Annotated in this window: 15 protein-coding genes and 1 other RNA gene; 11 read left to right on the top strand and 5 right to left on the bottom strand. The window is 60.4% G+C overall.

Features of this window, described 5'->3' with window-relative positions:
- Positions 1–46: 46 nt before the first annotated feature.
- On the bottom strand, positions 47–601 hold the full coding sequence (grpE, locus tag FW789_RS21945; RefSeq protein WP_446432042.1) for a nucleotide exchange factor GrpE: 555 nt from the start codon (positions 599–601) through the stop codon (positions 47–49).
- Between the two features lie 193 nt (positions 602–794).
- Between grpE and recN the strand changes: the two genes are divergently transcribed.
- Positions 795–2,465, top strand: coding sequence for a DNA repair protein RecN (recN, locus tag FW789_RS21940; RefSeq protein ID WP_446432041.1), 1,671 nt, complete (start codon positions 795–797; stop codon positions 2,463–2,465).
- A 173-nt stretch (positions 2,466–2,638) separates the two neighbouring features.
- Here the strand turns inward: recN and fur are convergent, their stop codons facing one another.
- A complete protein-coding gene (gene fur, locus FW789_RS21935; RefSeq protein WP_103438612.1) occupies positions 2,639–3,043 on the bottom strand; it encodes a ferric iron uptake transcriptional regulator in 405 nt (134 codons plus the stop codon).
- Positions 3,044–3,140: 97 nt separating this feature from the next.
- On the opposite strand from fur, the gene FW789_RS21930 reads away from it, so the two are divergent.
- A complete protein-coding gene (locus tag FW789_RS21930; RefSeq protein WP_207074230.1) occupies positions 3,141–3,671 on the top strand; it encodes an outer membrane protein assembly factor BamE domain-containing protein in 531 nt (176 codons plus the stop codon).
- 69 nt (positions 3,672–3,740) lie between these two features.
- On the opposite strand, the gene FW789_RS21925 is transcribed toward FW789_RS21930, so the two are convergent.
- Entirely contained in the window at positions 3,741–4,175 is a 435-nt protein-coding gene (locus FW789_RS21925) for a type II toxin-antitoxin system RatA family toxin (protein WP_101323113.1), read from the bottom strand.
- A gap of 163 nt (positions 4,176–4,338) precedes the next feature.
- On the opposite strand from FW789_RS21925, the gene smpB reads away from it, so the two are divergent.
- Positions 4,339–4,821, top strand: coding sequence for an SsrA-binding protein SmpB (gene smpB / locus FW789_RS21920; RefSeq protein ID WP_101322174.1), 483 nt, complete (start codon positions 4,339–4,341; stop codon positions 4,819–4,821).
- A gap of 65 nt (positions 4,822–4,886) precedes the next feature.
- Here the strand turns inward: smpB and FW789_RS21915 are convergent, their stop codons facing one another.
- Positions 4,887–5,654 carry an FCD domain-containing protein gene (locus tag FW789_RS21915; RefSeq protein WP_103438614.1) on the bottom strand — a complete coding sequence of 256 codons (768 nt, stop codon included), beginning with the start codon at positions 5,652–5,654 and terminating at the stop codon, positions 4,887–4,889.
- 471 nt (positions 5,655–6,125) lie between these two features.
- On the opposite strand from FW789_RS21915, the gene FW789_RS21910 reads away from it, so the two are divergent.
- The 8 genes from FW789_RS21910 (at position 6,126) to FW789_RS21875 (ending at position 15,126) form a co-directional block, all read left to right on the top strand.
- Positions 6,126–7,796 carry a lactate permease LctP family transporter gene (locus FW789_RS21910; RefSeq protein WP_150571223.1) on the top strand — a complete coding sequence of 557 codons (1,671 nt, stop codon included), beginning with the start codon at positions 6,126–6,128 and terminating at the stop codon, positions 7,794–7,796.
- A 69-nt stretch (positions 7,797–7,865) separates the two neighbouring features.
- Entirely contained in the window at positions 7,866–9,011 is a 1,146-nt protein-coding gene (lldD, locus tag FW789_RS21905; protein ID WP_446432040.1) for an FMN-dependent L-lactate dehydrogenase LldD, read from the top strand.
- A 75-nt stretch (positions 9,012–9,086) separates the two neighbouring features.
- On the top strand, positions 9,087–11,897 hold the full coding sequence (locus FW789_RS21900) for an FAD-binding and (Fe-S)-binding domain-containing protein (RefSeq protein ID WP_446432039.1): 2,811 nt from the start codon (positions 9,087–9,089) through the stop codon (positions 11,895–11,897).
- Positions 11,898–12,252: 355 nt separating this feature from the next.
- A complete protein-coding gene (locus tag FW789_RS21895) occupies positions 12,253–12,525 on the top strand; it encodes a hypothetical protein (protein ID WP_103438617.1) in 273 nt (90 codons plus the stop codon).
- Positions 12,522–12,782: a DUF3077 domain-containing protein gene (locus FW789_RS21890; RefSeq protein ID WP_186701278.1), complete on the top strand. Its 261-nt coding sequence runs from the start codon at positions 12,522–12,524 to the stop codon at positions 12,780–12,782. The genes FW789_RS21895 and FW789_RS21890 overlap by 4 nt, the downstream gene beginning before the upstream one ends.
- A 105-nt stretch (positions 12,783–12,887) precedes the next feature.
- Positions 12,888–13,184 (top strand): hypothetical protein, encoded by a 297-nt coding sequence (locus FW789_RS21885; protein ID WP_103438619.1) that lies wholly within the window; start codon positions 12,888–12,890, stop codon positions 13,182–13,184.
- A 106-nt stretch (positions 13,185–13,290) separates the two neighbouring features.
- Positions 13,291–13,682, top strand: a transfer-messenger RNA (tmRNA) gene (gene ssrA / locus FW789_RS21880).
- A 187-nt stretch (positions 13,683–13,869) separates the two neighbouring features.
- Entirely contained in the window at positions 13,870–15,126 is a 1,257-nt protein-coding gene (locus tag FW789_RS21875) for an integrase domain-containing protein (RefSeq protein WP_103392129.1), read from the top strand.
- Positions 15,127–15,290: 164 nt separating this feature from the next.
- Here the strand turns inward: FW789_RS21875 and FW789_RS21870 are convergent, their stop codons facing one another.
- Positions 15,291–18,767: a DEAD/DEAH box helicase family protein gene (locus FW789_RS21870; protein WP_446432038.1), complete on the bottom strand. Its 3,477-nt coding sequence runs from the start codon at positions 18,765–18,767 to the stop codon at positions 15,291–15,293.

The following is an 18,767-nucleotide window of genomic DNA, read 5'->3' as shown; positions in this document are numbered from 1 at the left end:
TAATACTTGAATGCTTGACACTAAGATGGGGTCACCCAAACAGATTTCAAGCCTGTTCGTTGATCGAAGGTTGCGCTGCCGCAGGCGCCTTGCTGACCACCACCATGGCGGGGCGCAGCAGACGGCCGTTGAGCATGTAGCCCTTCTGGAACACCTTGAGCACGCTGTTCGGCTCGACATCGGCGCTCTCTTGCATGGCCATCGCCTGGTGATGTTCGGCGTTGAACGGTTCACCGTGCGGGTCAATGGCTTCGAGGTTGTAGCGCTTGAGGGTGTCGCTGAACATCTTCAGGGTCAGCTCGATACCATCGCGCATTGGCTTGATGGTTTCGTCATCGGCGCTGGACAGTTCCAGGCCGCGCTCTAGGCTGTCGATTACCGGCAGCAGGTCGCCGGCAAACTTCTCCAGGGCGAACTTGTGCGCTTTCTCGACATCCTGTTCGGCACGACGACGCACGTTCTGCAGGTCGGCAACGGCGCGCAGGGATTGATCCTTGGCCGCGGCCAGCTGCTCCTCGAGCACCTGAACACGGGTACCGAGATCCTCAGAACCTGCTTCTTCGGTGTTTGGGGTGTTTTCGTCCAGCTGTTCGTCAGCCATTGGGTATCTCCTCCGCAATTTCTGTTGTGCGAGCCTTGCTCGCTCCGTTGACGGCTATATGGGGTCTGAAAAATCAGCTTCAAGGGCTGAGGTGGTTTTCCATCGGCGCGAAAGCAATCTACCAATGGATATTGTCAGGCAGGCAAAAAGCACTGTATAAATATCCAGACCTGACCTTTCGGGAGCCGCCCTAATGCTGGTGCACCTGTCCATCCACAACTACGCCATCGTCGAACACCTGGACCTCGAGCTGTCTCGCGGCATGAGTGTGATTACCGGTGAAACCGGCGCGGGCAAATCGATCATGCTCGACGCCCTCGGCCTGGCCTTGGGCGATCGCGCCGACAGCGGTGTGGTCCGCCCCGGCGCCGACAAGGCCGACATCCTCGCCACCTTCGACCTGGTCGACATTCCCGAGGCCAGCGTCTGGCTCAAGGAGCGCGACCTCGACGGCGAAGGCCTGTGCATCCTGCGCCGGGTGATCACCGCCGAAGGCCGCAGCCGTGGCTATATAAATGGCACGCCCTGCCCGCTCGGCGACCTCAAGGCCCTCGGCGAACTGTTGATCGACATCCACAGCCAGCATGAGCACCAGTCGCTACTGAAAACCGACACTCACCGCCGCCTGGTCGACGAATATGCCGGTGCCAGCGACCTCTCGCGCCAGGTGCAACTGGCGGCGCAGCGCTGGCGACAGACCCGCCAGGAGCTGGAGCGGCTGTCCAACTCCGGCGACGAACAACGCGCCCGGCAACAGCTGCTGAGCTATCAACTGGAAGAGCTGGACAACCTCGCCCTCGGCGAAAACGAGCTGGAGCAACTGGAGCAGGAGCACAAGAGCCTGACCAACGCCGAAGCCCTGTTCGGCATCTGCCGCCAGGTCATCGATCAATGCAGCGAGAGCGACTCGGGCAATGTGCTCAACGCCCTGACCGTCAGCCTCAACCGCCTCAGCGCGGTGACCGGCGGGCCGAAGGCGCTGGACGAAGCGGCGACCATGATTGCCAGTGCGCAGATCCAGGTAGAAGAAGCGGTCGGCGAGCTCAATCGCTTCCTCGACAACTTCGACGCCGACCCGATGCGCCTGCAAGCGCTGGAAGAGCGCCTTGACACTATTTATACGCTGGCGCGCAAACACCGCGTGCACCCGACCGAACTGCCGCACCTGCAACAGCGCTTGATGGAAGAGCTTGAAGGCCTCAACGCCAGTGACGAGTCACTTGAGCGCCTGGGTGAAGAGCTGGCCGCCTATGCCCAGCACTATCAAACCAAGGCCCAAGAACTCAGCGCCCTGCGCAAACAGGCGGCTGTGCAACTGGCCACAGCGGTCGAGCAGGAAGTGCAGCGCCTCGGTATGCCGGGTGGGCGTTTCTGCATCGAGCTGCATCCGTTTGAAAGTGCCGAGCCTTCGCCTCATGGCCTGGAGCAGATCGAACTGCTGGTCAGTGCCAACCCTGGGCAGCCGCTTAAAGGTTTGGCCAAGGTAGCCTCCGGTGGTGAGCTGTCGCGGATCAGCCTGGCGATTCAGGTGATCACTGCGCAGACCTCGCGCATCCCGACTTTGGTGTTTGACGAAGTGGACGTCGGTATCGGCGGGCCCACTGCAGAAATTGTCGGCCAGTTGCTGCGCCGACTTGGCGAACGCGGGCAAGTGCTGACCGTGACCCACCTGCCACAGGTGGCGGCGCAAGGGCATCATCATTTGTTTGTGCACAAGGTGCGCGACAGCGAGACCACGCACACGGCGGTGGCCAATCTCGGCAAGCGGGAGCGGGTTGAGGAAGTGGCGCGGATGTTGGGCGGGATTGACCTGACCAAAGAATCGCTGGCGCATGCGCGCAAGATGGTCGTGACCAGCAAGTAAAGCTATGGGGCCGCTTTGCGGCCCTTTCGCGACACAAGGCCGCTCCTACAGATGACCGCGCTTTCTGTAAGAGCGGCCTTGTGTCGCGAAAGGGCTGCGAAGCAGCCCCAAAAACACAACTGGCGGGCACGACCTCGAAAGATTGCCCCGCCAGCCGTCAACGATCTAAATCGTTACCGCTTTTTACGCACATACAGAACCAGATTATGGTCCACGAGCTCATAGCCATGCTCGGCTACGATCTCTTTCTGGCGCTTTTCGATTTCCGAATCGAAGAACTCGATGACTTCGCTGGTCTCCACGTTGACCATATGGTCGTGGTGACCGCCATCCGCCAGTTCAAACACCGCGTGGCCGCCGTCGAAGTTATGGCGAACCACCAGGCCCGCTGCTTCGAACTGGGTCAAAACCCGGTAAACAGTGGCCAGACCGACGTCCTCGCCAGCCTCCATCAGCGCCTTGTAGACATCCTCGGCACTCATGTGTCGCTGCTCGGTAGAATCGAGCATCTGAAGGATCTTAACTCGAGGCAGTGTCACCTTGAGACCAGCTTTACGTAGTTCGCTATTTTCAACCATGGTCAGCTTTCTCGCCGATGCTGCTTCGCAGCTTCTCTTAATACGGGTATGATCGGGGTTTACGTTGTCCAGCCAAGATAGTGGAAGTCGCCCACCGATGCAAAAGTCCAAGCTCTTGCTAACCAGCCTCACCCTAGTGGGACTGCTCGCACTCGCCGGTTGCTCGTTTCCCGGGGTTTACAAAATCGACATCCAGCAGGGCAATGTCGTCACGCAGGACATGATAGACCAATTACGCCCGGGAATGACCCGCCGGCAAGTAAGGTTTATCATGGGCAACCCGCTGATTCAGGATACTTTCAACACCAACCGTTGGGATTATCTCTACAGCTTGCAGCCTGGTGGCGGTAAACGTCAGCAAGAGCGCATGAGCATCTTCTTCAATGAAGGTGATCAGCTGGTCAGTCTGTCCGGTGACTTCATGCCTGGCGTCAGCCGAGATCAAGAGATCCTCGGTGGCAGCGGTGATACTACCGTCAGCCCGGACGCTCAGCCTGGCCAACCCACCCAGCCAGAAGAAAAGCCAGCTCGTCGCGGCTCGGCCGAAGAATCGATCCAACGCGAAATCGACACCATCGAAGCCACACCGGTGCCGACCCCAGCTCCGCTGGATACCAATCCGCAGTAAGCGGATTGGCCACAAGAAAAAGCCCGAACCTAGGTTCGGGCTTTTTTGTGTCTGCGCTTTGCCAAAGTGTCAGCCGTTGAGCTGCTTGGCACGCTGGCAGAAAGCATCGACCAGGGTATTCGCGGCCTGGTTGAACAGCGGCCCCAAGGTGGCGCGCACGATCGGCCCGGCATAATCAAACGACAGGTCGAGGCTGATCTTGCAAGCCTTGTCACCCAGCGGCTTGAACACCCACACGCCGTGCAACTGGCTGAACGGGCCTTCTTCAAGGTTCATCTCGATCGACTGCCCAGGCACCAGCACATTGCGCGTAACAAAGTGCTGGCTAAGCCCGCCTTTGGCCACTTCCAGCTTGGCGCGCATGCTCGTCTCGCTGCTCTCGAGCACCGTCGAGGCCGAGCACCACGGCAGAAATTCTGGGTAGCTGGCGACGTCATTGACCAGGTCATACAGCGCCTGGGCAGGGTACGGCAGCAGGGCAGAGCGTTGAATATGGGTAGTCATCCAGGCATCGATTCCAAGGCTGGGCGGCAGCACTTCGCAGCTCACCGAAAACAGGTTCTGTGGGTTACACAGTGTGTCCATTGTCCGGGATTCACCCGACAGGCTCAAGCGCACCGAAAACCCCGTAGCCGACAACGCCATGACTGCCTATAATGCGGCCCCTATGGCTAAGCAAAAGAAACATCCGACCGGGACCATCGCGCAGAACAAGAAAGCGCGTCACGATTACTTCATCGAACACAAGTTCGAGGCCGGGCTGGTCCTGTCCGGTTGGGAAGTAAAAAGCCTGCGGGCCGGTAAGGCGCACCTGACTGACAGCTACGTGCTGCTCAAGGACGGTGAAGCCTGGCTGTTCGGTTGCCACATTGCGCCGCTAACTGCCGCCAGCACCCACGTCATCGCTGACCCGATCCGCACCCGTAAACTGCTGCTGAACAAGCGCGAGCTTGAGCGCGTGCATGCTGCCGTGGCGCAGAAGGGCTACACCTGTGTGGCCTTGTCGCTGTACTGGAGCAAGCACCTGATCAAGTGCGAAATCGCCTTGGGCAAGGGCAAGAAGGAATTCGACAAGCGCGACACCGAGCGCGAACGCGATTCCAACCGCGAGATGCAGCGGGCCGTGCGCAACAAAGGCAAGGAAGACTGATTCCTCGCTGATTTGTGCTGCCTGCATTGGGGCTGCTGCGCAGCCCCCGCACTCTCAGCGCTAACTCAACGCCCGCTGCGCCGCTCCGCCCGCGCCACCCGATGCGCCTCCTGCTGCGCCTCCTCAAGCACCTCCTGCACATACAGAATATGCCGGCTGGAAACCTCCCTAGCCTCCTCTGCCCTACCCTCAACAATCGCCTGATACAGCTCGCGATGCTGCCCAATCAACATATCCCGCGTCTCACTACGCTGCTGATACATCCCGCCAATGTTGGTCACCACGTTGCGCTTGAGCAAATCAAACAACCCACGAATGGTGTGCAGCAACACCGCGTTATGGCTCGCCTCGGCAATCGCCAGATGGAACCGCGCATCCGCCGCCCCCTCCTCCGCCCGGCTCACCTCGGCCTTGCGTGAATAACAATCTTGCAGCTCATCGAACGCCGCCTTGAGCCGCTCACGGTCAAGCTCGGTCGCCCGCTGCGCCGCATAAAACGCACACGACGCCTCCAGCGTATGGCGAAACTCGAGCAAGTCCCGCTGCGCCTCCGGGCTGTGCTCAAGCAGCTGCAGCAGCGGGTCACTGAAGGTTGCCCCCAGCGACGCCGCCACATAATTGCCGCCACCCTGGCGACTCACCAGCAGCCCCTTGGCCACCAGCTTCTGGATCGCCTCGCGCAGCGATGGCCGCGACACGCCGAACTGTTCGGCCAGGGCGCGCTCGGCCGGCAGGCGCTCACCCGAGGTCAAGGTACCTTCAAGGATCATCCCTTCCAGGCGCTCGACAATGTCGTCGGACAGGCGCCGTTGGCGAACCTGATCAAAAACCATCACTTACTCTCCACAAACCCTCGCACACATAGCGAGGCCGCCTATTTTGGCCTATCCAGCCTGCACTCACACGCATCAGTTGTGTAATAAAAGCTGGGTATTCGTGTGCCTCGCTGGCTTTGATCCTGGCAAGCATTGCCGGGGGCGCTTTGCGCCCCTTTCGCGACACAAGGCCGCTCACAGTTGACCGCGTCACGTCAGCATCGCCGCGTTGTCAGAGGGCTGCGCGGTCGGCGTAGGAGCGGCCTTGTGTCGCGAAAGGGCTGCAAAGCAGCCCCAGCACCCTCAAGCCCGACACAATTTCCACCCCCCTAAAACCAAGCCACTCATCGACATTCCACCAAAGTACAACCCGAGACAAATTGACACAGCCCTAGCCACGCTTTTACCCTAGCACCCAGACATTGTAAATTGGTCTTACCAATTATCAAATGCCAGTGCTGACCAACAACAATTAGGGGCCAACCCATCATGCAAACCTGGCAACAAATCTATAGCCCATTGGGCAGTCTTGGCCTGTCCGCGCTGGCGGCAGTGATCCCGATCGTATTCTTCTTCCTCGCCCTGGCCGTATTCCGCCTCAAAGGCCACGTGGCCGGCAGCATCACCCTCGGCCTGTCGATCCTGGTCGCCATCTTTGCCTTCAACATGCCGGTCGACATGGCCCTGGCAGCTGCTGGTTATGGCTTCCTCTACGGCCTGTGGCCAATCGCCTGGATCATCGTTGCCGCGGTGTTCCTGTACAAACTGACGGTCAAGAGCGGCCAGTTCGAAGTGATCCGCAGCTCGGTGCTGTCGATCACCGACGACCAACGCCTGCAAGTCCTGCTGATCGGCTTCTGCTTCGGCGCCTTCCTTGAAGGTGCCGCCGGCTTCGGCGCCCCCGTGGCAATCACCGCGGCACTGCTGGTCGGCCTGGGCTTCAACCCCCTCTACGCCGCCGGCCTGTGCCTGATCGCCAACACCGCGCCAGTCGCCTTCGGCGCGCTCGGCATCCCGATCATCGTCGCCGGCCAGGTGACCGGTATCGACGCCTTCCACATCGGCGCCATGACCGGCCGCCAGCTGCCGCTGCTGTCGCTGTTCGTACCGTTCTGGCTGGTGTTCATGATGGACGGCCTGCGCGGCGTCAAAGAAACCTGGCCTGCCGCCCTGGTCGCCGGCCTGAGCTTCGCCGTGACCCAGTACTTCACCTCCAACTACATTGGCCCAGAACTGCCCGACATCACCTCGGCCCTGGCCAGCCTGATCTCGCTGACCCTGTTCCTCAAAGTCTGGCAGCCCAAGCGCTCGATGGCCGTGGCCCAAGGCAGCGTCGGCGCCGCCGTGGTGCAGTCCAGCGGCAGCCAGCCAACCCCGTACAGCTTCGGTGAAATCTTCAAGGCCTGGTCGCCGTTCCTGATCCTCACCGTGCTGGTAACGATCTGGACCCTGAAGCCATTCAAGGCCGCGTTCGCCCCCGGCGGCGCGATGTACAACTTCGTGTTCAACTTCGCCATCCCGCACCTCGACCAGCTGGTCATCAAGACCGCGCCGATCGTTGCAGCCCCAACCGCCATGCCAGCGGTGTTCAAGCTCGACCCGATCTCCGCCACCGGCACCGCGATCTTCCTCTCGGCGCTGATCTCGATGTGGGTCCTGAAGATCAACTTCAAAACTGGTATTACCACTTTCAAAGAAGTGCTGTGGGAGCTGCGCTGGCCAATCCTGTCGATCGGCATGGTGCTGGCGTTCGCCTTCGTCACCAACTACTCCGGCATGTCCTCGACCATGGCCCTGGTATTGGCCGGCACTGGCGCGGCATTCCCGTTCTTCTCGCCGTTCCTCGGTTGGCTGGGCGTGTTCCTGACCGGCTCGGACACCTCGTCCAACGCCCTGTTCAGCTCGCTGCAAGCCACCACCGCGCACCAGATCGGCGTCAGCGACACCCTGCTGGTAGCGGCCAACACCAGCGGCGGCGTGACCGGCAAGATGATCTCGCCACAATCGATCGCCGTGGCCTGCGCCGCGACCGGCCTGGTTGGCAAGGAATCGGACCTGTTCCGCTTCACCGTCAAACACAGCCTGTTCTTCGCCACCATCGTCGGCGTGATCACCCTGGTGCAAGCCTACTGGCTCACCGGCATGCTGGTTCACCACTAAAGTGACAGGGGCCGGGCGCACTCGACTGCGCCCGGCAGCCACCCCTCACCACCTTTGCAGCGAGCATCCATGATCATTTCTGCCTCCACCGATTACCGCGTCGCGGCCCAGCGCAAGCTGCCGCCGTTCCTGTTCCACTACGCCGACGGTGGCGCCTACGCCGAATACACCCTGCGCCGCAACGTCGACGACCTGGCCAGCATTGCCCTGCGCCAACGCGTGCTCAACAACATGTCCGAACTCAACCTGCAGACGCAGCTGTTCGGCGAAACCCTGAGCATGCCGGTCGCCCTCGCCCCGGTCGGCCTGACCGGCATGTACGCCCGCCGCGGCGAAGTGCAGGCCGCCCGCGCCGCCGCCGCGCACGGCATCCCCTTCACCATGTCGACCGTCTCGGTTTGCCCGATCGAAGAAGTCGCCCCGGCTATCGACCGGCCGATGTGGTTCCAGCTGTACGTGTTGAAAGACCGCGGCTTCATGCGCAACGTCCTCGAGCGCGCCAAGGCCGCCGGGGTCAAAACCCTGATCTTCACCGTCGACATGCCCGTGCCCGGCGCGCGCTACCGCGATGCCCACTCCGGCATGAGCGGCGCCAACGGCCCGATGCGCCGCGTGCTGCAAGCCATGACCCACCCACAATGGGCCTGGGACGTCGGCGTGATGGGCCGCCCGCACGACCTGGGCAACATCTCTACCTACCGCGGCAACCCCACCGGCCTGGCCGACTATATAGGCTGGCTGGGCAACAACTTCGACCCGTCGATCTCGTGGAAGGACCTTGAGTGGATCCGCGAATTCTGGGACGGCCCGATGATCATCAAAGGCATCCTCGACCCGGATGATGCCCGTGATGCGGTCAAGTTCGGCGCCGACGGCATCGTCGTTTCCAACCACGGCGGCCGCCAGCTCGACGGCGTGCTCTCCAGCGCCCGCGCCCTGCCGGCGATTGCCGATGCGGTCAAAGGCGACATCAAGATCCTCGCCGACTCCGGCATCCGCAGCGGCCTCGACGTGGTGCGCATGATCGCCCTCGGCGCCGACAGCGTGCTGATCGGCCGCGCCTTCCTCTGGGCGCTGGCCACCCACGGCGAAGCCGGGGTGAAAAACCTGCTGGCCCTGTTCGAAAAAGAAATGCGCGTGGCCATGGTGCTGACCGGCGCCAAGTCGATCAGCGAAATCAGCCGCGACTCGCTGGTCCGCGAACTGGGCGCCTGACGCGCCCTACCCCACACCGCCTGATTGCCCGGGGCACGTTGCGCCACAGATGCGACGGCCCCGCGAGGAGATTGCATGAGCCTGCCTGCCGCGTTCCTCAGAGATGCCGAGCGCCTGATCCCCGCCAACCGCCGCTTCAGCGACCCAACTTCGACCCTGGCCTTTGGCACCGACGCCAGCTTTTACCGCCTGATCCCCCAGCTGGTGGTGCGCGTCGAATCAGAAGACGAAGTGGTCGGCCTGCTGCAACTGGCCCAGCGCGAACGCGTGCCGGTGACCTTCCGCGCCGCCGGCACCAGCCTGTCTGGCCAGGCCCTCAGCGACTCGGTGTTGATCGTGCTCGGCGACAGCTGGAACGGCAAGGAAATCCGCCGCCAGGGCGAGCAGATCCGCCTGCAACCCGGCGTCATCGGCGCCCAAGCCAACGCCTGGCTGGCCCCGTTCGGGCGCAAGATCGGCCCCGACCCGGCCTCGATCAACGCCTGCAAGATCGGCGGCATCGTCGCCAACAATGCCAGCGGCATGTGCTGCGGTACCGCGCAAAACACCTACCACACCCTCGCCGGCTTGCGCCTGGTGCTGGCCGACGGCACCCGCCTCGACAGCGAAGACCCCGCCAGCGTCGCCGCCTTCGAGCACAGCCACGGTGCGTTGCTCGCCGAGCTGACCCGGCTCGGCCAGGAGACCCGCGCCAATACTGAACTGGCTGCGCGAATCCGCCACAAATACCGCCTGAAAAACACCACCGGCCTGTCGCTCAATGCCCTGATCGACTACGACCAGCCGCTCGACATTCTCCAGCACCTGCTGGTCGGCTCCGAAGGCACCCTCGGCTTTATCAGCGCCGTGACCTACGACACCGTGCTCGACCACCCACACAAAGCCTCGGCGCTGATCGTCTTCCCCACCGTGGAAAGCTGCTGCAAGGCCGTCACCGTACTCAAAAGCCAACCGGTATCCGCCGTCGAACTGCTCGACCGCCGCAGCCTGCGCTCGGTGCAGAGCAAACCCGGCATGCCGGTATGGGTCCGCGCCCTGTCGGACAACGCCTGCGCCCTGCTGATCGAATCCCGCGCCGCCAGCCAGACGCTGCTGCACGAGCAACTCGGGCTGATCATGGCATCGATTGCCGAGTTCCCGCTGGAGCAGAAGGTCGACTTCAGCGAAGACCCGACCGTGTACAACCTGCTGTGGAAAATCCGCAAAGACACCTTCCCCGCCGTCGGCGCCGTGCGTCAGACCGGGACTACAGTAATCATCGAAGACGTCACCTTCCCGGTTGAAGTCCTGGCTGAAGGCGTCAACCGCTTGATCCAGCTGTTCGACAAACACGGCTACGCCGAGGCGATCATTTTCGGCCACGCCCTGGAAGGCAACCTGCACTTCGTCTTCACCCAAGGCTTCAACAACGCTGCCGAAGTCGCCCGCTACCAGGCCTTCATGGACGACGTCGCGCAACTGGTCGCCGTCGAATTCGGCGGCTCGCTCAAGGCCGAGCACGGCACCGGCCGCAACATGGCGCCCTTCGTCGAGCTGGAATGGGGCAAAGACGCCTACCAACTGATGTGGCAGCTCAAGCGCCTGCTCGACCCCAACGGCATCCTCAACCCCGACGTGGTGCTCAGTGAAGACCCGGATATCCACCTGAAAAACCTCAAACCGCTGCCCGCCGCCGACGAAATCGTCGACAAGTGCATCGAGTGCGGTTTCTGCGAACCGGTGTGCCCGTCCAAAGGGCTGACCCTCAGCCCCCGCCAGCGCATCGTTATGTGGCGCGACATCCAGGCGAAAAAGCGCGCCGGCGAAGACGTGCGCCAACTGCTGCGCGACTTCCAGTACCAGGGCATCGACACCTGCGCCGCCACCGGCCTGTGCGCCCAGCGCTGCCCGGTCGGCATCAACACCGGCGAGCTGGTGAAAAAGCTGCGCGGCCAAGCCGCCGACCACGGCAAAACCGCCGACTGGCTGGCCGAACACTTCCAGGCCACCCTGCGCGGCGCCCGCTTCACCCTCGCCGCCGCCAACGGCGCACGCAAACTGCTCGGTGCGCCGCGCCTCGCACGTATCAGCGCCTCATTAAGTAAAGCCAGCAACGGCCGCCTGCCGCAGTGGACCAGCGCCATGCCGCAACCGCTGCGCGCCATCGACTTCGGCCCGGCCAGCAACGACGCCCGCCCCCGCGTGGTGTACCTCGCCGCCTGCGTATCGCGGGTGATGGGCCCGTCCTACGCCGACCGCGAACAAAGCTCGCTGCTGGACAAAACCCAACGCCTGCTGGAAAAAGCCGGTTACCAGGTGGTATTCCCGGAAAACGCCGACAGCCTGTGCTGCGGCCAACCATTTGCGTCAAAAGGTTACGCCGAGCAGGCCGAGCACAAGCGCCAGGAGCTGATCAACGCCCTGCTGTTGGCCACCCGCGGCGGCCTCGACCCGGTGTACTGCGACACCAGCCCGTGCACCTTGCGCCTGGTGCAGGACCTCGGCGAAACCCGCCTCGACCTGTACGACCCGGTGCGCTTCATCCGTACCTATCTGGTCGACCGACTGGAGTTCACCCCGCAGGAGGAGCCGGTGGCGGTGCACGTCACCTGCAGCACTCAGCACCTCGGTGAAAGCCAGGCGCTGATTGACCTGGCGCGGCGTTGCAGCAAGCAGGTGGTGATCCCCGAGGGGATTCATTGCTGTGGGTTTGCCGGCGATAAGGGCTTTACCACGCCGGAGCTGAACAGCCATGCGCTGCGCAGTTTGAAGGATGCGGTGCAGTACTGCAGCGAGGGGATTTCGACCAGCCGTACGTGTGAAATCGGGCTGTCGAGCAACAGCGGAATCGACTATCACGGGTTGGTTTATCTGGTGGATCGGGTGACTCGGGCGCGGGTGATCTGAGTTTGGGTTCGGCGGTGTCCAGTGGCGGGTTTTCCGTAGGACATTTCCGAACCTGAAACCAAATGCTTCTAAATCGGCGCTCTTGGGAATTATCCTACGGGCGCTAACGCCGTTTCGCTGTTGTTGATCTTGGCCATCAGGGCTAATTTCCTCGGGTCGTCTTTGTAAGGCGATTTGGGTGTGAGAGCCCTGTGTCCGGAACCCCCGCAGCGCTGCTATGGCAGCTGTGCGTGGGCAGGCTTCGGCCTGGCCGGCGTGTTCCTGGGCCCGGTCTCTCACCCCGCGTACGGCTGCCACCCTTATCCTGTGAGAGGGATGCTGGAGGTAGCTCCTGTAAACATCCAGGAGTTACATCATGAAGAAGATAGTGCCCGATCCACCCCGCTTCAAAATGCTCAACAACCCCTTTTTCTCGCTCCACAACGACCTGCCCACGCCCGACGCCCTCGCCCATTCCAGCGAACTGCTGCGCGGTGTGATCGAAACCATCGACGAGCACTGCCGCCATCACGCCGGCGAGCCCGGCCTGAACATGCTCAGCAACGCCGCCCACGCCGCCGAAACCGCCCGCGCCCTGGTCGAACACGTGATGCGCCGAGCGACCGCAGAAGCAGGAGCGCCGCAATGACCCACGACCTCGACAGCTGGACCACCGTCGGCACCGAAACCTGCCACGACCTCTACCGCATCAAGCCCGGCGTGCACGTCGAGCGTGCCTTCCAGGAACTGTCCGCGCTACTGAGCATGGTCCGCCACCTCACCCAGCAAGCCGACAAAAACGACGACCCCGTCGCCCTCGAAGCCGCCCGCTACCTGAGCGCTCTAGCCCGAGCCCTCGGCACCGACATAGAAAGCGGCAAAGCCCTACGCGACGCGACCCAATAACGACAGCCATATCAGCAGGCCAGCATTTGCATTGAACCCTCGCGGAAACCGCGCAGTCCATCTTTACAGGCCCGCCTTCCAGAGGCCTTCCAGAAGGAGACACCCATGAAAGGTACTGCGCTTTCCGCTCTCTTCGCGGCTGCCACACTGCTGGCCTCGCCAGTGTTTGCTGCTGATCAAGACCTCTGCGCCATCAACCTGCAGAAGATCGACGACAGCATGGCCACCACCGCCACCACCTCCGAAGGCCTCGATAAAACCCTCACCGAGCACATCGACAAAGCCAAGGCCGCCCAAGCCAGCGGTGACAAGAAAGAATGCATCACCATCACCAGCAAAGTGCTCGAGCGCCTCGAGAAAACCGACAAAGGCAGCGGCACCGCTGGCGGCAGCGGCTCGTAAGGCCAGGCTGTAAACGGACGACGACACCCGCAGTCGACGTCGTCCGCACAAAGGCGTATACTCCACCTTGCGTGCTGAAAAGCACGCTCAGCTCTAGAGCTGAGTTGGGGCCGATTAGGATTCGACGCCGGTCGCGAAACTCTAGGTGCATGCCGAGTTGGTAACAGAACTCGTAAATCCACTGTTGCAACTTTCTATAGTTGCCAATGACGAAAACTACGAGGGTTACGCTCTCGCTGCGTAAGCAGCTGAGCCCGCTCTCCTGGTAGCTTCGGCTCCAGCAATCACTAGGGGATGCCTGTAAACCCGAAGTGATTGTCATACAGAACAGGATCGTCGTGTAGCACGTTGGGGGCAAAGCGACTAAAACTTACCCAACTCGTCCAAAGCACCCTGCCACTCGGGCGGCTGCGGATTAACTTAGTTGAGATGGCTACGCATGTAGTACCGACAGCGGAGTACTGGCGGACGGGGGTTCAAATCCCCCCGGCTCCACCACTTCATCATCTAAAGACGTCCACGGACGTCTTTTTTTGTGCCTGAAATCCAGTGAATACGAGGGCTTCAGGGCTTCGGGGGGTTTTCCAGGTTTTTTGAGTTCCAGGCTGTTTGGTATTCCCAATGGTATTCCCGGCTAACCGGCGCTAATCTTGGGAATACCAAAAAGTGTCATGGAGTACTTCTCATGTGCGCTCAAACCACCCGCCTCTCCGACCGCCAGCTCAAGGCGGTCAAACCGAAAGACAAGGATTACGTCCTCACGGATGGCGACGGGCTCCAGCTGCGAGTCAGGGTCAATCGCTCGATGCAGTGGAATTTCAACTACCGGCATCCCGTCACCAAAAATCGAATCAACATGGCACTCGGCTCTTATCCCGAGGTTTCTCTCGCGCAAGCGAGGAAGAAAACCGTTGAGGCCAGAGAGCTGCTTGCACAGGGCATCGATCCAAAAGCTCAGCGTAATGAGCTACAGGAAGCCAAACGAGCGGAAACGGAACACACCTTCGAGAACGTGGCCACCGCGTGGTTCGAGCTGAAGAAGGATTCCGTCACGCCGGCGTATGCCGAAGACATTTGGCGGTCTCTCACACTGCATGTTTTTCCGAGCATGAAATCAACGCCTCTCTCCGAAGTCAGCGCCCCAATGGTCATCAAGCTCCTTCGTCCGATTGAGGCCAAAGGCAGCCTCGAGACAGTTAAGCGAGTGAGCCAGCGCCTTAACGAGATCATGACCTACGGGGTCAATTCCGGAATGATCTTTGCCAACCCTCTCAGCGGCATTCGAGCGGTGTTCAAGAAACCTAAGAAAGAGAACATGGCAGCGCTACCACCAGATGAGCTTCCGGAGCTCATGATGGAAATCGCGAACGCCAGCATTAAGCGGACGACCCGCTGCCTGATCGAATGGCAGCTACACACTATGACCCGCCCTGCCGAAGCGGCGACTACCCGATGGGCAGACATCGACTTCGAAAAACGCATCTGGACCATCCCTCCGGAGAGAATGAAAAAGCGTCGTCCGCACACAATTCCGTTGACCGAACATGCACTCTCGTTATTGGAGACGCTTAAGCCCCATAGCGGCCACAGGGAATATGTGTTCCCGTCAGATAGGAATCCGCGCACCCACGCGAATAGCCAGACAGCCAACATGGCATTGAAACGAATGGGCTTTCAGGACCGCTTAGTCAGCCACGGCATGCGCTCCATGGCCAGCACAATTCTGAATGAGCATGGATGGGATCCGGAGCTAATCGAAGTCGCGCTGGCGCATGTCGATAAAGACGAAGTTCGAAGCGCCTACAACCGGGCGGATTACATCGAACGCCGGCGTCCGATGATGGCCTGGTGGAGTGAACATATCCAGAAGGCAGCCACCGGCAGCCTGTCGGCATCCGCCATCAATCAAACCAGGGACCGTAACGTCGTGCCGATACGCTGAGGGCTCACCGGATGGCGACAGCGGCGACACCGGCGACAACCCGCGTAATCCGTGGCGTGCAGCATGGCGACAGAAGTGGCGACTGTCGCCAAGCGCTTAGTCAAACGTTACAGACCCCTACGCCAGTGCAAACCAAGCAGTCCCAATGATTGACCCATTCACCCTCAAGCTGCCGCACTGCGCTTGATTGCCGCGATCACCGCTACAATCGCATTGGCATCCGCGTCGCCAAATGCACCGTCTAATCCCTCATGGTGCAGTGCGGTAAACGGCGGTTCGTAGAGTTGAGCCGCTTCCATCACACCCTGCCGGGTGAGACGCTCGATAATCATTTCAACAAAACGAATCTGCTGACTGCTGTAGCGGTTTTCGTCGAGAAATTGACCGAAAGCCTCTTTTGCTGCGTTGCGGTCCAAGCCTACTAATGAGCGGATCAGCAGGGTCAGCGGCTGGTCAGCGCCATAACATTGTTCGAACTGCTCGCGGCTCCGCACCGGTTCCGACTCGTAGACGAAATGCTCCAGCTCGCTTAGATCGCTCGGCGTTAGCGGTCGGTTGAATTTAAGCTTAGCGATGGCCACATGATTCTCATTGGCACGGATATAGGCTTCGACCTTTTTCTTGTACTGCCCTAGATTAATGCCGGTGTTAAAGTCTTTCAAATTTACTACCGTCGCTTCGCCTATCTCGTCGCGCAGCACGCTGTACACCGGGTTACTTGGCCGGCGCTCGATAAACTTGATCAGCTCCCGCATCCTGCGGCGAAGCTGCTCAAGTATCGGCAAGCGGATGTCCTGCCAATACTCGTCGGTCTGCACGTCCTGGAGCAACGCCAGTTCAGCGTGCACTGCTGGAATGCTGTCCATCACTTCTAACTGGCTGGCCAACTCGACCACCTTGTCGCGATAGGCCACGAAGTCGCTGGTCGAGCGCAGTAACGCCAACTGCAAATTAAGGCACAACAAATCGAACAACTTGGCGGTGATGTGCTCAGGAGCGCGCTCACTCGGAAGGCCAGCTACGTGACTGCGCAGATCACCCAGCGCCGCATCATCCAGCGCATTCCAAACTTCACGCTCGGAAAAGCGGGTCACGTGCTCAAGTTCAATTCGCACGATGAAGTTGTCTTGGTTCATCGCTGCCACTTCGTCATGCAGCTCGTTGGTCAACCCCCTGCGCAGCTCAACAAAGACATCATACTGACTACTGGTCTCCGCGAGGCCACCAGGCTCGCAAACGTCCTTAGGAGCTAACAACGAAAGTAGATCCAGCCGCGCTTTGAACAGGCGCTTGCCCAGTGGCTCGGCCATACCGCCCAGTGCACCTTTGGGGTGTTCGTTGAAATATTCGAAGTTTGCGCAGAAATCAAAGATGGCGAACTCGCGCTTATGCACGCCTGGCGCAAACAGATCCGGGCACAGGCGCGTGCCGCGACCGATCATTTGCAAAAACTTCACTTTTGAGCGCACGGCCTTGAAGAACACCAGATTCAAAACCTGTGGCACATCAATGCCGGTGTCGAGCATGTCCACCGAAATGGCGATCTGCGGCACCTTATTGAGCTTGCTGCTGAAATCATCGATCAAGGTCTGCGCATAACTCACCGAATGGGTGATAACTCGCGCGAACTCGCCATTAAAGTGCGGGTAATGGTGATTAAAGCGCTGGGTGATAAACGCGGCGTGTTTCTGGTTCACAGCAAAAATAATGGTCTTACCAAGCTTGTCGCCGCCCTCCACCGTCAGGCCGTTTTGCATCAAGTGCTTGAGCATCAGGTCAACGGTAGGCTCGTTAAACAGCTGCTTGTTGACCTCAGACGCCAACACCTCAGTAGGTGCATCACCTTCGGCACTGTAATCGCCCCAATCCAGCGACTCCCAGTGCTCTTTCTCATCATCGCTGAGCTGGTCGTAACGGATACCTTCGCGGACAAACTTGATCGGCACCGAATACGCCTTGGGTGGTACCAGATAACCGTCATCCACTGCCTCACTCAAGCCGTAGGCATCGGTTGGCACGCCGGTTTCCAGGCCGAACAGGTGATAGGTATCGCGGTCCACTTCGTCACGCGGGGTAGCAGTCAGGCCCACTAGATAACTGTCGAAGTAACGGAAAATCGCGCCGTACTTCTGGTACACGCTGCGGTGCGCCTCATCAATCACAATCAGGTCAAAGTGGCCAACGCCATACTTGCGGCGATCACCCTCCATCTGCTCGATCAAGCCCATCATGGTCGGATAGGTACACAGATACACCCGACCCTGGCCGTTCTTGTCCGTAACCAGATTGACCGGACTGGAGTCTGGCAGGAACTCCTTGAAGGCATTGGTAGCTTGTTTTACCAAGGCTACCCGGTCAGCCAAAAACAGCACGCGCTTGACCCAATTACCCCGCATCAACAGCTCGATCAGGGCAATCGACATCCGCGTCTTGCCAGTGCCGGTGGCCATGGTTAGCAAACCGGCGCGGCGGCCCTGACTCAGTGATTCGGTCATCGCTCGAATCGCCCGGTGCTGATATGCCCGCTCAACAATCTCGCTATTGATCGGCAGTTCGCGCAAGTCGGTTTGCAGGCTGCGCCGCTGAATCGCCAATTCCAGTTCTTCGCGGGTATAAAAGCCCTGTACTTCGCGTGGCGGCGCACGGCGGTCGTCCCACAGCCAAGTGTGGTTACCGTTGCTGTAGAAAATCAGCGGACGCTGGCCCTTCTCGATTTCCAGGCAATCGGCGTACAACTTGGCTTGCTGCTGCCCCACGTCCGGGTCTTTCAGGCTGCGCTTGGCTTCTACCACCGCCAACGGTTTGCCGTTGGCGCCCCACAGCACATAATCGACAAAACCCTCGCCTTGCCCATTGGGCATGCCGCTTACCGGTACTTCGGCGTCAGCGTTTTTGCCCAATTCCCAACCGGCCTCGCGCAGCAGCACATCGATAAACAAACGGCGAGTGTCGGCCTCGTCGTAATCATGGGTATCCGGTACTGCGATATTGGTCGCTTTGGCTTGGGCCAGCGCCGCACGGGTGGCAACCAGTTCAGCATCCAGTCGCGCCAACAGCGATTCGCGCTCACTTAGGCTTGCGGCTTGCTCGGCAATCGCCGCTTCGCGGGCTTCAAGGGTGCCGTGCTGAGCTGCAATCTGTTGCTGGAATGTGACTTCCTGCTTTTTCAGTTCCGCACGAGTAAAGGCTGCTGCCTCGCTAACGCTGACCAACTGCGGCACACGTTTTTCGTCGAACGCGGCACCAATGCTTTTCGGGTCGCTGGCGCGGGTGTAAGTACGCGCCACCCAGAACAGCAGATGAAACAGCTCGCGAACAAGCTTCATCGCATCGCTGTAGCCAATCGGCTGATTGGCATGCACCGCCTGATTGCCAAACTTCTGAATCAAGCGCGCCTTCTGATGGATCTGTGGCGGCAGCAGGCGTACAAATTCCACCTGAGTCAGCAGCAGATTCAGGCCGTTGTCGTAAGGCATGCGCAGGTCGCGGTCATGCTCGTACAGCCAATGCACCGCCTGCTCCAGCGCATGCCGAGTACGCATGCAGCAGGCACGCGGGTCGGAATACACCAGTTGTTCCGCGCCCTTGGCCGGCTCAAACAGTGCTTTAAATTCGGGGATGAGAAATTCAAAGTTGCTCAT

It is taken from the genome of Pseudomonas sp. 1121_17, from assembly GCF_052850745.1.
This window is presented reverse-complemented; position numbering and strand designations above follow the sequence as displayed.